At 61.8% G+C, this 13,923-nt stretch carries 11 protein-coding genes and 1 pseudogene; 5 read left to right on the forward strand and 7 right to left on the reverse strand.

Translation table 11 applies throughout. The features are described from left to right. Positions 1-141: 141 nt before the first annotated feature. Positions 142-351 carry a hypothetical protein gene (locus P6U29_RS27080; RefSeq protein ID WP_407113139.1) on the reverse strand — a complete coding sequence of 70 codons (210 nt, stop codon included), beginning with the start codon at positions 349-351 and terminating at the stop codon, positions 142-144. A 183-nt stretch (positions 352-534) separates the two neighbouring features. On the opposite strand from P6U29_RS27080, the gene P6U29_RS27085 reads away from it, so the two are divergent. From P6U29_RS27085 to P6U29_RS27105, 5 genes are all read left to right on the forward strand, one after another. Continuing rightward, positions 535-957: a hypothetical protein gene (locus tag P6U29_RS27085; protein WP_407113140.1), complete on the forward strand. Its 423-nt coding sequence runs from the start codon at positions 535-537 to the stop codon at positions 955-957. Positions 958-1,125: 168 nt separating this feature from the next. Beyond that, complete coding sequence (locus P6U29_RS27090; RefSeq protein ID WP_407113141.1) at positions 1,126-1,716, forward strand: GNAT family N-acetyltransferase; 591 nt, start codon at positions 1,126-1,128, stop codon at positions 1,714-1,716. A gap of 395 nt (positions 1,717-2,111) precedes the next feature. Further along, positions 2,112-3,884, forward strand: a complete 1,773-nt coding sequence (locus tag P6U29_RS27095; protein ID WP_407113142.1) for an adenylate/guanylate cyclase domain-containing protein — start codon at positions 2,112-2,114, stop codon at positions 3,882-3,884. Between the two features lie 147 nt (positions 3,885-4,031). Then, positions 4,032-5,384: a transposase gene (locus P6U29_RS27100; RefSeq protein WP_407113144.1), complete on the forward strand. Its 1,353-nt coding sequence runs from the start codon at positions 4,032-4,034 to the stop codon at positions 5,382-5,384. Positions 5,385-5,552: 168 nt separating this feature from the next. Then, positions 5,553-5,852, forward strand: a complete 300-nt coding sequence (locus P6U29_RS27105) for a hypothetical protein (protein WP_407113146.1) — start codon at positions 5,553-5,555, stop codon at positions 5,850-5,852. 416 nt (positions 5,853-6,268) lie between these two features. Here P6U29_RS27105 and P6U29_RS27110 read toward each other — a convergent pair whose 3' ends face one another. From P6U29_RS27110 to P6U29_RS27135, 6 genes and pseudogenes are all read right to left on the reverse strand, one after another. Further along, entirely contained in the window at positions 6,269-6,784 is a 516-nt protein-coding gene (locus P6U29_RS27110) for a hypothetical protein (protein ID WP_407113147.1), read from the reverse strand. After that, positions 6,745-8,436, reverse strand: a complete 1,692-nt coding sequence (locus P6U29_RS27115) for an amidase family protein (protein ID WP_407113149.1) — start codon at positions 8,434-8,436, stop codon at positions 6,745-6,747. Before P6U29_RS27115 ends, P6U29_RS27110 begins: the two co-directional genes overlap by 40 nt. Positions 8,437-8,487: 51 nt before the next feature. Beyond that, positions 8,488-10,146, reverse strand: a complete 1,659-nt coding sequence (locus P6U29_RS27120) for an IS1182 family transposase (protein WP_407113150.1) — start codon at positions 10,144-10,146, stop codon at positions 8,488-8,490. A gap of 211 nt (positions 10,147-10,357) precedes the next feature. Next, entirely contained in the window at positions 10,358-11,854 is a 1,497-nt protein-coding gene (locus tag P6U29_RS27125) for an ABC transporter substrate-binding protein (RefSeq protein ID WP_407113152.1), read from the reverse strand. 55 nt (positions 11,855-11,909) lie between these two features. Next, positions 11,910-12,911: pseudogene (locus P6U29_RS27130) on the reverse strand (ABC transporter ATP-binding protein). Continuing rightward, complete coding sequence (locus tag P6U29_RS27135; protein ID WP_407113154.1) at positions 12,908-13,921, reverse strand: ABC transporter ATP-binding protein; 1,014 nt, start codon at positions 13,919-13,921, stop codon at positions 12,908-12,910. Before P6U29_RS27135 ends, P6U29_RS27130 begins: the two are co-directional and overlap by 4 nt. Between the last annotated feature and the right edge of the window lie 2 nt (positions 13,922-13,923).

Raw genomic sequence — 13,923 nt, forward strand, 5'->3', positions numbered from 1 at the left:
TCGGATTCACAAAATCCCGCTCAATGTGGTTTGCGACAAGGTGCGTGGTTTGCTCCCTAAATCGCGCGGGCCGTTCGCCACATGGGGTCAAGCTGAAGAACCCGGTGTCGCCTTCGAAGGATGTGCAGAGGACTCGGTCGTTCAGAGATGAGCACGCGGCAATAGCCATCCCATGATCTTCTGATACGGATCGCGACGACTGCGGACGAATGCGTTCTCGTTCTGCTGAGCGGCGGTCCTGGCGAATTCAGAAATCCCCTCCATAGACTGCCGTTTATCCTTCGGAAGCTTCGCCCATTGGCGAATGATCTTCCGGCGGGCTTCGCGTTGGTTTTCCCTTACGTCAGGCATCGGGACGCTCCTTGAAGAGGATTATTCCGGTCGACCTAGTATTGTTTGGGCTCACTAGAACTTCAACGTCCAATCAAGAACTCTTAGCCCCTCTGATCGTGCAGCGCTATACACGGGAGCGAGTCTCATATTGGCTTTGCAGGCCCGCCGCCCTAGAATTGCGGCGATCGCAGGACGGGCGAAATGCAGTATGTTTGCGACGCGCCGAAGGGCAAAACGTGGTTCCGTATCGAGACGGAAGGTGAAGCGGTGCATGAGTCGCGCCTGATGGGCCACACAGTTGAGAAATATTTCCGCCGCGAGCGGGAGAAGGCAGTCCAGTCCTGGCGTCCGGAGCGGCCCAACGCGATCGAGCGCGACATCGGCCTCGAGGCCCATGTACAGCGAGAGATGCCGCTTTTCCTCACGCTGCGCGACAGGGAGGGCAATGCACTGACTACAGCGATGCTGCCACCGGGCGGCAAGGACCGCGCCGGGTTCCGGATCATCATCGTTGCCGCATCCAATGCCGATCCTTATCCTCAGCAGGACGCGGCCATCGCTGCACTGGGAGCGCATTTCGGTCTCACACTCGATCGCAACCGCTGCTTCCCCTACGGCCGCTAAGGAATGACAAGTATCGCCGCTTGATTGGAGCGATGTCGGCGAGGCCCGCGATAGCACCTTTTGAACCCGGAATGGACATTGGGTCGCAGCCGCGAAGGCTCGTTGGTACAGCCGTTCTGCTCTGTTTGGAAACAGGCATCTGATAAATTTGGCCGACTGGGAGACGGCATGATGGCAGCTGAGTCGGAAGTCAAATCTGCGGGCGCAAACATTCAGGCAAGCACGATCAGCACCATTGTGCTCGGCTTTGCAGCCGATCCAATGGCCCGTTGGGTTTGGCCCGACTCATCCGAATATCTCAGGATTATGCCTGAGTTCGTTAACGCATTTGGCGGACGGGCATTCGAGCATGGCACAGCTTACATCACGGACGGGGCTCGCGCGGCCGCCCTGTGGCTGCCGCCCGGCGTCGAGCCTGATGAAGCGGCCATGGGCGCAATCATGGCGCAGTCCCTGCGTCCGGAGATCGCCGACGATATTCCACACCTGCTCCGAGGAATGGCCGAACATCATCCCCACGAGCCACATTGGTATCTGCCCCTCATTGCCGCCGATCCGAACTGGATCGGCCAAGGCCTCGGCACATTGCTGATGAAACACGCTCTTCGGCGATGTGACGAGGAGGGCATCGCCGCCTACCTTGAAAGTTCGAATCCGCGAAACATTTCCCTTTATGAGCGCCACGGCTTCAGGATCATCGGTGAGATACAACACGGTTCTTCGCCGATGATGACGCCAATGTTGCGGACGGTTTCTTGAGCGGAATGGCGGCCGGTTCTCCTTCCAACAGGATATATCGGCATAACCTTCGCTTCAAACTGACTGCGTCCGCAGGTGGCCCGTCAGCGAAGTGGCGATGCCCCTACTTGAAGTCAGATTAGTGGGGCATAGCTGACTAGATTTGCTCACGCTGAGTTCTTCGCATTTTGACCCAGAGCGGTCATTTCCGGCGCAGTGTGTCGAGGTCGCAGAAAGTCGGGAAGCCGACGCTTGGGCCTTTCGACGAAAAGTCTCATTGGACACGGCGTTACCGGATCATCGCCTGTAGCCGCCGGACTCGGAACCTTCCTGCCGCGGACGCCCGGATGTGATATAGTCTTTGCTGCATCTGGGGTGATCCAGGGAGGATGCGTCTTGAGCGGAAACCCACCCCAATGGCTTCGGAACCGGTCAAACGCAGGCTTGCCGCCATTCTTGCCGCCGACATCGCCGGCTATAGCCGGCTGATGGGCGCAGACGAAGAAGGCACGCTCGCCCGCCTCAAGGCCCATCGCCGCGAGCTGATCGACCCCAAAAACAAACAGCACCGCGGCCGCATCGTGAAGACGACGGGTGATGGAATCCTGATCGAGTTTCCGAGCGTGGTGGAAGCGGTGCGCTTTGCAATCGAGGTGCAGCAGGGCATGCTTGAGCGTAATGCAGAGGTACCAGAGGACAAGCGGATCGAATTTCGTGTTGGGATCAACCTCGGCGACGTAATAGTCGAGGGCCGCGATCTCTACGGCGACGGCGTCAACATCGCGGCGAGGCTCGAGGCACTTGCGGAGCCCGGCGGGATCTGTATCTCCGGGACGGTCCTAGACCACGCGCGTGATAGGGTGTCTTTCGAGGTTGAAGACGCAGGCGAACGAGCGCTGAAGAACATTGCCCGACCCGTCCACGTTTACAGCATCATTATTGATCCCCGCCGACGGCAAGGGATGCCGCGGCCCCAAGAGCGGGCGCTCGCCCTACCGGACAGACCGTCGATCGCGGTTCTGCCATTTCAGAACATGGGCGGTGACCCCGAACAGGAATATTTCAGCGATGGCGTCGTCGAGGAGATCATCACGGCGCTCTCTCGCATGCGATGGCTGTTCGTGATCGCCCGCAATTCCTCGTTCACCTACAAAGGTCGAACAGTCGACGTGAAGCAGGTCGGCCGCGAGTTGGGCGTGCGCTACGTGCTCGAAGGTAGCGTGCGCAGGGCGGCGAATCGTTTACGCATCACGGGCCAGCTCATTGACGCCTTGACGGGTGCCCATCTCTGGGCGGACCGTTTCGACGGCGCCCTCGAAGATGTATTCGAGCTGCAAGACCAGGTGACTTCGAGCGTGGTCGGTGCCATCGCGCCGAAGTTGGAGCATGCGGAGATCGAGCGCGCCAAGCGGAAGCCGACCAAAGACCTCGACGCCTACGACTACTACCTGCGAGGGATGGCGAGCACCTATCGCGGGGCCAAGGAAGATGTCGGCGAAGCGTTGCAGCTATTCCACAAAGCGATCGAGCTTGACCCCGATTTCGCGTCGCCGTACGGCATCGCCGCCTGGTGCTACTACTGGCGCATGACAAACGGTTGGACGACCGGCCGTCAGGAGGAGGTCTCAGAGGTTAATCGATTGGCAGGTAAGGTTGCGCAGCTCGGGAACGAGGATGCGGTCGCGCTCTCTTTCGGAGGGATAGCGCTCGGTCTCGTCGCCGGTGACCTCGAAGGCGGTGTTGCGCTCGTCGATCGCGCACTCGCGCTCAATCCAAACCTAGCGGTCGCTTGGTACGCCAGCGGAGGCCTACGAGCATATTTCGACGCTCCGGATGTGGCTATCGAGCACCTGGAACGCGCCATGCGGCTGAGCCCTCTCGATCCGATGTTTTTCATGCGGGCCCTTACCGTAGTGGCTCATTTCCGTGCTGACCGATATGACGAAGCCCGGCTGTTGGCTGAAAAGATATGCCGCGAACGGCCGAATTGGGTGGCCAGTTTGCGAATGGCCGCGGCATGCAACGTCCTCACCGGGCGCCTGAACGAAGCACGACGCTTCATTGCTCGTGCGCTTCATCTCGATCCCGGGCAACGCATCTCTAACCTCAAGGATCGGATCGGTCCGTATCCTCCAGAAGATTTCGCGAAGTTTGTCGAGGCTCTGCGAAAGGCGGGCTTGCCAGAGTGATCGTCTATCTTCTCACGGTTCGTGAACGTGGGACCGGATTTCGTTGGTTCTTAATGTCTGTTGCTGGCCGATTTTGTTGAAAAAGGCGGCTGTTGCGACGCAGAGATATCAGTGATTCAGTCTGTCTAGTTGGCAGGACTGAAGATCATGATGGGGCATCGGCAAGTCGACCAGGCTGCGTTGTTCTATGAGTTCTCGCTGGAAAGGCATATCCCCGCCGACCACTTGCTCCGGTCGATCGACAGGTTTGTCGACCTTGAACAGGTCAGGCAGGACTTGGCGCCTTTCTACAGTAGCATCGGTCGGCCTTCGATCGATCCCGAGCTGACGATCCGGATGCTCCTGATCGGTTACTGCTTCGGCATCCGATCGGAGCGACGCCTGTGCGATGAGGTTCACCTCAATTTGGCCTACAGGTGGTTCTGTCGGCTCGGTCTGGACGGGGCGGTGCCGGATCACTCGACATTTTCCAAGAACAGGCATGGCCGCTTCCGGCAGAGCGATCTCTTCCGTCGCGTCTTCGAGAGTGTCTTGCGTCGCTGCATCGAGGAGCGGCTGGTCGGCGGTGAAGGCTTCGCAGTCGATGCGAGTTTGATCAAGGCCGACGCCAATCGGCAGAAGGGGATCGAAGGCGACAAGGGGCTTCCACCCGAGGCCGCGGGCCGAGCGATCGATGAGTATCTGGCTGTCCTTGATGATGCCGCCTTCGGAGCGGCGACTGAGGTTACCCCGAAGTTCGTGTCGCCCTCCGACCCTGCCGCGCGTTGGACGGGAGCGCACGGCGGACAAGCCTACTTTGCGTATTCGACGAACTACCTGGTCGATGTCGAGAACGCGATCATCGTCGATGTCGAGGCGACCACGGCGATCCGTCAGGCGGAAGTGTTGGCCGCCAAGCGCATGATTGAGCGCTCGCTCGAACGGTTCGATCTTTATCCGAGCCGCCTTCTCGGCGACAGCGCTTATGGTTCGGCCGAGATGCTCGGCTGGTTGGTCTACGAGCACGGGATCGAGCCACACGTTACGGTGTTCGACAAGTCGGCCCGCACAGATGGGATCTTCTCGCGCGAGGACTTCACCTATGACCGTGCAGGTGACGTCTACCGGTGTCCCAGCGGCAAGGTTCTTACCACGACCGGAGCGCTGGTGAACGATGGCGCCACGATGCTTTACCTCGCCAGCAAGCGCGATTGTGATCGATGCGCATTGAAGTCCCGGTGTTGCCCCAAGCAGCCTTCACGGAGGGTACCGCGCTCAATCTACGAAGGCGCTCGCGACATGGCGCGCCAGATCGCAAGGTCCTGGGAGGGCCGTACTTCGCGTCGGCTCCGCAAAAAGATCGAGATGCTGTTTGCGCATCTCAAGCGCATTCTCAAGCTCGACCGTTTACGGTTACGAGGCCCAAACGGCGCGCGCGACGAGTTCACCCTCGCAGCCACCGCCCAGAACCTTCGTAAGATGGCCAAGCTGATCCCGATGCCAACTCTAAGGCCATCATAGAAGCTGGCAAAACTGGTGCGCGCGCCAATACAATGAATTACTGCGGCCTTTTTCAACGGAATCGGCCCGCACGCGAATTCGAGACCGCCCCTTGGGTTGTCCGGTCGCTGGAGCAGAGCGGAAGCGGCTCACCTAGCGCGCGACAGACGCGATTGACCCATAGCTGTCTTGGCCGAAAGCGAGCTCTCCAAGGCCGCCCACGAAATTTTGCGGCGGGCCTTGCAAAATGCGGGTGGACGGTCGCTGCAGGAGTGCAAGCCTTTAGCTGATAATCTCCTTGACCTTGATGCCGCGCAAGGTCTCGATGCAATCAGCCACCAAATGCAAGAACTCTTTCCGCTTTATGCTTTTCACCGGACGACCTTCCATATTGATGAGAATGAATCTCGCCATGTCGTAGGCGACTTCAAACTGCGATTTGCCGGTAACCTCGACATCGATTCTTTCGGCCATTTCGCTCCCCGCTAATTGTAATTGGAAAGCAGGAGCCTATTGGAATGCGCGTGGCCAAGTCGAGTCTGTCTTCCTTTGCGGTTAGATCATATCGGCTTGAACGTCCGCTGGCGCCGCAACCTCGAAATGCAGAGCATTAAAATAGTCCGCTTCTGGCCTATCGCGACATATTGCGCTACTGCACAAATTTGGTCGCTATTGGGGGCATAGCGTACCTAAGCTTCATCGCATCACGCGGCCGGATTTATAGGTCCACGTCCTGGATCTACGCAGGGACAAGTCGATATTGAACGGACCGACACAGTCGTGTTCCGGAGAACGATCTCTTCGTCTGTACCGAACCATATCCGACTGGCTTCGAAAGTCCGCAATGGTCAATCGCGTCGGCTCGGCCGTCATCGCAAGCCAATAGGCTGTGCAGCTCTGTGTGATCAGTTCTGCGCCCTCTTAGCCTCGCTCAACACACTGATGATGGCCTTAATGGTGCCTTCCGCAGCCGCGGCATTGTATCCGACATGATAGCCATGGAACACGTGGATCGGCTCGTGATCTTCGAAGCTGTGGTTAGCCCCCTTCCACAGCACCGACTTGACGGGGATCGAACGCTTGCTCTCGACCATCTGGCCGCAGAGGACGGGACTGGTGGCCTCGTCCTTCTCTGCCAGGAAAAGGTGCACCGGAGCATAGAACTCGACGTTCTTCATCAAATAACAGGACGGCTGCATCGCGAAGCCACCCGCGAACATGTGCTCGTGGAGATCGCCGATCGCACGGTTCATGATAATCAAAGTCGTGGTCGCATCGTTGCTCCGGCCGAGGACATAAACCTGTTTGGGATCGGCGATCTTTTGCTCGATGAGCCAGTCCAGAGCCGCATACGCATCGTCGGCCCGGCGCCGCGCCCAAGTCAGCTGGCTGGGATCCGAGCAGACGCCGTCAGGTCCCAAGCCCCGGCTGCCGGAGGCGCGGGCAAGCCGGGCGGCGGCTTGCGCATGTCGGAAGCCTGCTCATAGGCGTAGGCCAGACGCAGCAGCTTGTGCTCGCTCCAGGCACGGCCTGCGAAGGTGACGCCGATCGGATAGTCGGGCGTATCCTTGCCGTCGAACCCGGCGACGAAGCCGCACGGCACCATGACGCTGGGATAGCCTGCCCTGGCGGCGATCGCGGCGCCTGCGCTGCCGGGGAACAGCACGGCGTCGAGTTCGTGCTGGTTCATGTAGGCATCCATGCCGCGGATCCTGGCGCTGAGCAGGTCCATGGCAAGTGCCGCCTTGTACTCGCGTTCGCTTAGGTCGCCTCGGGTGAGGTCGGCGGCGAGGAAGTTGTCCTGGCCGAAACGCAGCGCCTTGCCTGCATTCGCCTCGTTGAAGGTCACGATGTCGGTCATGGTCTTGATGGCGGTGTTGGTCGCCCAATCCCTCAGGTAGAGGTTGAGATCTCGCTTCAGTTCGTAGAGGAAGACGATCCGCTGCGAGACTGCATTGCCCCTGTTAGGGCTCAGCGGATTGCGGTTGAGCACGGCCATGATCGTACCTGGTCCGCTCATCCAGCCGGCCGTCGGCATGCTGGCGCGCACGATCACGGCGCCGAGATCCTCCAGCACCTTGATCGCCTCCGCCATCACCTCCGCTCCTTTGGGTGGCAGCTTGCCATAGAACGGATCGTTCAGCGGGTCGGCGGGATCGCTCGGAACGCCGATGCGCGCGCCCTTCATGGCGTCGTGCGTGAGGTCGGCAGTGTAGTCGACTGGCCGCCGCTGCTTTTGCGTCGCCGGGTCGAGCGGGTCCTTGGCCGCCAGCACGTTGAGGAGCAGCGCCGCATCGCGCACGTTGCGCGTCATCGGCCCCGCTGTGTCCAGGCTATGCGCGATCGGCACGATGCCGGCACGGCTGATCAGCCCGACCGTCGGCTTCACGGTGACGAGGCCATTCTGGCTGGCGGGGAACAGCAGCGAGCCCGAGGTCTCCGTGCCGATCGAGGCCGCACACAGACCTGCCGCCACCGCGACTGCCGAACCCGCGCTCGAGCCCCCCGGCGACACGACCGGGTTGCCGTGATCGTCGACCAGCGCCGGCGCGTAGGGGTTCTTCACTTGACCGCCCAGCGACGAGTAGCCGTGGGGCATGTCGATCGCGAGCATGTTGGAAAACTCGGTCAGGTTCGCCTTGCCGAGGATCACCGCGCCGGCGTCCCGCAACAGCTTGACGATTGTGGCGTCGGCCCGCGCATGCGCGCTTTCCAGCGCTAGCGAGCCCGCCGTGGTCGGCTGCTTGTCGCCCGTCGCGATGTTGTCCTTCACCAGGATCGGGATGCCCGCGAGCGGCCGCTTCGCCGACGGTTTCATGCCGTCGAGTTCGCCCGCGATCGCGAGCGCAGCGGGATTGAGCGCGCGTACCGCGTTGAGCTTGGGCCCATCGCGGTCGTAGGCCTCAATGCGCGCGAGATAGGCTTTGACCAGCGCTGTGGCCGTGACATGCCGACTGGCCAGAGCATGAGCGATATCGCTCATCGACGCATGATCGAGCTCTAGGGAAATCGGCGCCTCGGCCCTGACGGCCGCCACGTCGGTGCCGGCATCGCGGCGGGATGGCTTCTGCACGGCTGCCTCGCCTGACGGCGCGTCCCTGACCATGAGACCGCGACGATGGCATCATGCCAGTGTTTTGCCCGACGAGACTGAGCAAGAATTACTGGTTTTGGCGGAGTCAGGCCGGTGTGGGCGACCGATTGCGATCGGAGGCGGGTGATTGATCCAGAAGGCCTCTGGAGCAAGCTGGATGCCCTGCAGGAGGGCTGCGAGGGTGCCTCGGCCAGGAGCGAGCGTCTTTGCGAGGGCGGCCAGAAACACGTCTAAGCCAAGAATGTTGAGCACGCGGGTAAAGTTGTAGCAGAGCGCCATCAGGTTCCACTCACCGCGGACCTTATCGAAGCCGCGGACCAGGAAATGACGATAGCCGGCGCGGCATTTGAGCGTGCCAAACGGATGCTCGACGATGGCAAAACGACGGCGCATCAGCTCGCCTGCACCCTGCATCCGCGCGCGATGACGTTCAAGAACGCCTTCATGCTCCCAGCGACCGATCGTCCGGTAGGCCGCGTTCGACGAGAGACACTGGACCTTGAGCGGGCAGGTCCTGCAGATCGCTCCGCGCGCCGCATAGCGGATCTCGATGCGGCCGCTGGTGTTCTTTTGCCTGCTCTTCATCGGATGTAGCGGTTGGCCGGCAGGACAACGGTAGGTGTCGGTTGCGCCATCATAGTTGAAGTCCTTGAGGGCAAAGCGGCCTTGCTTCTCGAGCCGGGCGTTGCCCTCCGGCACCGGCACATAGGGCGTGATGCCATCGTCTTCACAGGCCTTCAGTTCGCGACTGCTGTAATAGCCCTCATCTGCCAGCGCCTGCAGGGCCCCGACCTCGAGAGCCTCTTTTGCCGCCATGGCCATCGCATGTAGCTGGCCGACATCGCTGCTGTCGTTCACCACCTCGCTGGCGACAATGAGCTTGTGCTTGTCATCGACGGCGGTCTGCACATTGTAGCCTGCGACGCCCTGGCCGCTCTTGACCAGAAGCCGGGCATCCGGATCAGTCAGGGATAGCTGCGTCGCGCCATTCTCTTCCAGCCGAGCAAGGTCGCCTTGTGCGCGCAAGCGCTTCGCCAGCAGCGCCGCGATCTTCGCACCGATGTCGCCGCCACCTCCGCCGCCGCCATCGGGCCCATCCTTGCCCGGCTTCTTGGCTTCCGCGGCATCATTGTCCTCAAGGCACTTGCCGTAAGCCTCGATCTCTTGGTCCAGCTTGATGATCTGATCGGCAAGCCGTTTGCGCGTAAAGATGCTGGCCTTGCTGGCGTCGCCATGGAAGAACGAGCCGTCAATTGCAACAACGCTGCCGCCGACAAGACCAAGCTCGCGCATCAGCAGCACGAAGCTGCGGTTGGCTGCCTTCAGCGCCGCCCAGTTCTCTTTGCGGAAATTGCCGATCGTCCGATAACCCGGCTTCAGATTCCTCAGCAGCCAGATCAGTTCCAGATTGCGGCCGGCCTCCCGCTCCAACCGACGCGACGACCTGATTTGGTTGATGTAGCCGTAAAGGTAGAGCTTCAGCAGATCGGCTGGATCGTATGGCGGCTGGCCGACCTCTTCAGCCTTGCGATCCGCATGGCGAAAGCCGAGCTTGGCAAGGTCGAGGACACGAACGAAGCTCTCAATCGCCCGGACGGGGTTGTCCGGTCCGACATAGTCCTCAATCCGAGCAGGAAGCAGGCTGGCCTGGTCGCGGCTCTCGCCGGTCTTGAATGTGCGATTCGTCATGAACAGAATCGTACATCAACTCACCAAAATGCCGAGTTCTTGCTCAGTCTCGACGGGTCAACTTCTCGGTGCATCGCGTCGACCATCAATCACGCAACGCGCAAGCCATTGAAATGATTACGCCCGGCTACTGTGCATGGGGTTGTTTTTTCATTTTTGTTTGGAGCTGCCCTCTCCCACAGGGGAAAGGACACACCGATCTAAGCCGCTCCTACTCCCAATACCACGTCGAGAAATCGTTCTCGTATTGCGGGACGTCCTTCCAGACGCCCTTCAGCTTCTTGTTGGTGATGGTGATGAGCTGCGGCTGGTACAGGTAGGCGGAGACGGCATCCGTCGCGAGCATGCGCTGGGCATCGCCGAGCAGTTTTGCGCGGGCGGCCTCGTCCGGTGTCGAGACGATCTGCTTGTAGAGCGCGTTGAACTTCTCGTTGTTGTAACCGAGATAGTAGTCCGGCTCGGTGATCTTGACGAGGTCGAACGGCTCGACATGGCTGACGATGGTCAGATCGAAATTGTGCGGACCATTGCCGGCGAACACCTGCGACAGCCACTGCGCCCATTCGACGTTCTCGATCTTGGCGACGATGCCGACCTTGGCGAGCTGGGCTGCAGCGATCTCGCCGCCCTGCCGCGCATAGGACGGCGGCGGCAGCTTCAGCGACAATTCGAGCGGCGTGGTGACGCCGGCTTCAGTGAGCAGCTTCTTCGCCTTCTCCGGGTCGTACGGATTGATGCCGGTGGTGTCGACATAGCCGAGCGCGCCCGGCACGTAGAAGCTGCCGATCGGCGTGCCGAAGCCGTCGACGGCGCCGTCGATCATCGCCTTGCGGTCGATCGCGGCAAGGATGGCGCGGCGAACGCGGACATCGTCCAGCGGCTTCTTGCGGTGGTTGATGGCGAGGATGGTCTTGGCCCTGGAGCCGCCGACCAGCACGGTGAAGCGCGGATCTGCCTTGAACTGCGCCAAGGCGCGCGCCGCGGCGACGCGCGGGAATGCATCGACGTCGCCCGACAGCAGCGCCGCCACCTGCGCCGCCGGATCGGAGATGAAGCGGATCGTCACCTTGGACAGCTTGATCGCGGAGGCGTTGCGGTAGTCGGCCCATTTGGTCAGCGTGATCGAAGAACCCTTCGCCCAGCCGCCAAGCTGATAAGGCCCGGTGCCGACCGGCTGCGTCACGTTGGTGGCTGCGCTCTTCGGCTCGACGATCGAGCCGCCCGCCTGCCCGAGCAGGAACGGCAGGTTCGGCTCGGAATATTTCACCGTGATCACGATCGTGTCGGCATCCGGTGCGTCGACCTTCTCAAAAGCCTGGTAGAGGCTCTTGTCCTTGTTGGTGCTGGTCGGCGCGGCGTTGCGCTCGAACGAGAATTTCACGGCCGCGGAATTGAACGGCTCGCCGTTCTGGAATTTGACGCCCTTGCGCAGCTTGAACGTATAGGTCTTCAAATCGGGCGAAGCGGTCCAGCTCTCGGCCAGCAACGGCGAGACCGAGCCGTCCTCGTTGATCTTGGTCAGGGTCTCATAGATGTTGTAGAGCGTGACCTCGGCGATCGCGGCGGCGGCGGCGTTGGTGGGATCGAGGCCCGGCGGCTCCAGCGCCATCGCCATGACGACGCTGTCCTTCTTGCTCTGCGCCAGCGCCGGCAAAGGCGCCATGACGAGCGCAGCAGCAAATGCGACGATCGATAGTTTCCTCAACATGCGCAACTCCCCAGCCTGTTCTGTTCTCAAGCCTACGCCAATCCTGCTCCGGACACTAACCTTCCATGGCCGCCTGCGGCAACGCCATCACCGCTTCCGCCTTGTGGCAGGCGGCAAGGTGCCCCTCGCCCACCTTGCGTAACTCAGGCAGAACCTCGCGGCAATGCTGGTCGGCAAAAGCGCAGCGCGAGACATAGGGGCATCCCGTCGCCGCCGCCGATTGCGAGGCGATCGCCTGGGCCCCGCGCCGCCGCCGGCCGCCAGCGCGCGCCCGCGGCACCGCATCCAAGAGCGCCCGCGTTTACGGATGGGCGCAGCGCTCGAACAGATCTACGGGGCGCCCCTGCTCGACGATGCGGCCGAGATACATCACGGCGACCTCGTCGCAGAGATAGTCGACGACTGCGAGGTCGTGGCTGATCAGGATATAGCTCAGGCCGAACTGCTCCTGGAGGTCCTGCATCAGGTTCAGCACTTGCGCCTGCACGGAGACGTCGAGCGCGGAGACCGGCTCGTCGGCGACGATCAGCTTCGGCTGCGTGATCAGCGCACGCGCAATGGCGATGCGCTGGCGCTGGCCGCCGGAGAATTCGTGCGGATATTTGTCCATGTCGGCATCGCGCAAACCCACTTGCCGCAGCACCGCGGCAACGCGTTCGCGGAACGTGGTGCGGTCGGCGCCCTCCAGCACGGTCAGCGGCTCGGCGACGATCCGCGCGATGGTCTGGCGCGGGTCGAGCGAGCCATAGGGGTCCTGGAACACCATCTGGAAATCACGCCTGGCACGGCGCAGCTCGTCGGCCGGCAGGCGGTTGAGATCACGTCCGAGCATCACGACCTGCCCCGAGGTCGGCCGCTCCAGCGCCATCACAACGCGCGCGAAGGTGGACTTGCCGGAGCCGGATTCGCCGACAATGCCGAGGCTCCTGCCGGCCTTGACCTGCACGCTGACGCCGTTGAGCGCACGCACCTGCCCTGGCGGTCGGAACAGGCTTTCGCGCGGCAGCATGTAGCGCTGTTCGAGATCCCTGACATCGAGAAGCGGCGCGGTGCTCATGCGGTCAGCGCTCCGACAGGCTCAGCCATTGAGACATCCGTCCGGATGCAGCGCACGAAATGGCCCGGGCCGACATCCAACATCGGCGGCAGCGCGGCGCGGCATTGATCGATCACCAGCGGACAGCGATCGGAGAAGGTGCAGCCGGACGGCAGATCGGCGAGCTCCGGCACCGTGCCTGAGATCGTCTTCAGCCGCGTGCCCTTGCGCGCGCCGAGCTTCGGCCGTGCGCGGAACAGGCCTTGCGTGTAGGGATGGCCCATCCGGCGGAACACCTCGTCGGTCGGCCCGCTCTCGACGACGGTGCCGCCATACATCACCATCATGCGCTGCACGTTCTCGGCAATGACGCCGAGATCGTGCGAGATCAGGATCATCGACATGCCGCGCTCCTCGACGAGATCGGCGATGAGGTCGAGGATCTGGCCCTGGATGGTGACATCGAGCGCGGTGGTCGGTTCGTCCGCGATCAAGAGGTCCGGCTCGCAGGCAAGCGCCATCGCGATGGTGATGCGCTGGCGCTGGCCGCCCGAGAATTGGTGCGGATAGGCGTCGACGCGCCTGATAGCATCGGGCAGCCCGACGCGGTCGAGCAAGGCGACCGCCTCTTTGCGCGCCTGTGCCGCCGAATATTTCTTGTGACGGCGCAGCGGCTCGGCGACCTGATGGCCGATCGTGTGCATCGGATTGAGCGCGGTCATCGGCTCCTGAAAGATCATGCTGATGCGGTTGCCGCGCAGGCGGCAATAATCGGCATCCGAGAGTCCGACGAGCTCGTCACCGTCCAGCTTGATGCTGCCGGTGACGGCCGCGCTGTCCGGCAGCAGCCCCATCAACGACAACGCCGTGACCGACTTGCCGCAGCCGGATTCGCCGACGAGGCCGAGCGTCTCGCCGCGCTTGAGAGCGAAGCTGACGCCGCGCACCGCCTGTGCCGGCCCGCGGCTGGTGTTGAGGCGGACGCCGAGATTTTCGACTTCGATCAGCGGCATGTTGAAGCGCTCGCCCATGG

This window comes from Bradyrhizobium sp. LMG 9283 (assembly GCF_045571415.1).
Lineage (GTDB): Bacteria > Pseudomonadota > Alphaproteobacteria > Rhizobiales > Xanthobacteraceae > Bradyrhizobium.

Bases quoted from the DNA above. Each gene is read 5' to 3' on its own strand.
- P6U29_RS27085 (WP_407113140.1), top strand. From the start codon at position 535: ATGCAGTATGTTTGCGACGCGCCGAAGGGCAAAACGTGGTTCCGTATC.
- P6U29_RS27080 (WP_407113139.1), bottom strand. From the start codon at position 351: ATGCCTGACGTAAGGGAAAACCAACGCGAAGCCCGCCGGAAGATCATT.
- P6U29_RS27095 (WP_407113142.1), top strand. From the start codon at position 2,112: ATGGCTTCGGAACCGGTCAAACGCAGGCTTGCCGCCATTCTTGCCGCC.
- P6U29_RS27125 (WP_407113152.1), bottom strand. From the start codon at position 11,854: ATGTTGAGGAAACTATCGATCGTCGCATTTGCTGCTGCGCTCGTCATG.
- P6U29_RS27090 (WP_407113141.1), top strand. From the start codon at position 1,126: ATGATGGCAGCTGAGTCGGAAGTCAAATCTGCGGGCGCAAACATTCAG.
- P6U29_RS27120 (WP_407113150.1), bottom strand. From the start codon at position 10,146: ATGACGAATCGCACATTCAAGACCGGCGAGAGCCGCGACCAGGCCAGC.
- P6U29_RS27100 (WP_407113144.1), top strand. From the start codon at position 4,032: ATGATGGGGCATCGGCAAGTCGACCAGGCTGCGTTGTTCTATGAGTTC.
- P6U29_RS27135 (WP_407113154.1), bottom strand. From the start codon at position 13,921: ATGGGCGAGCGCTTCAACATGCCGCTGATCGAAGTCGAAAATCTCGGC.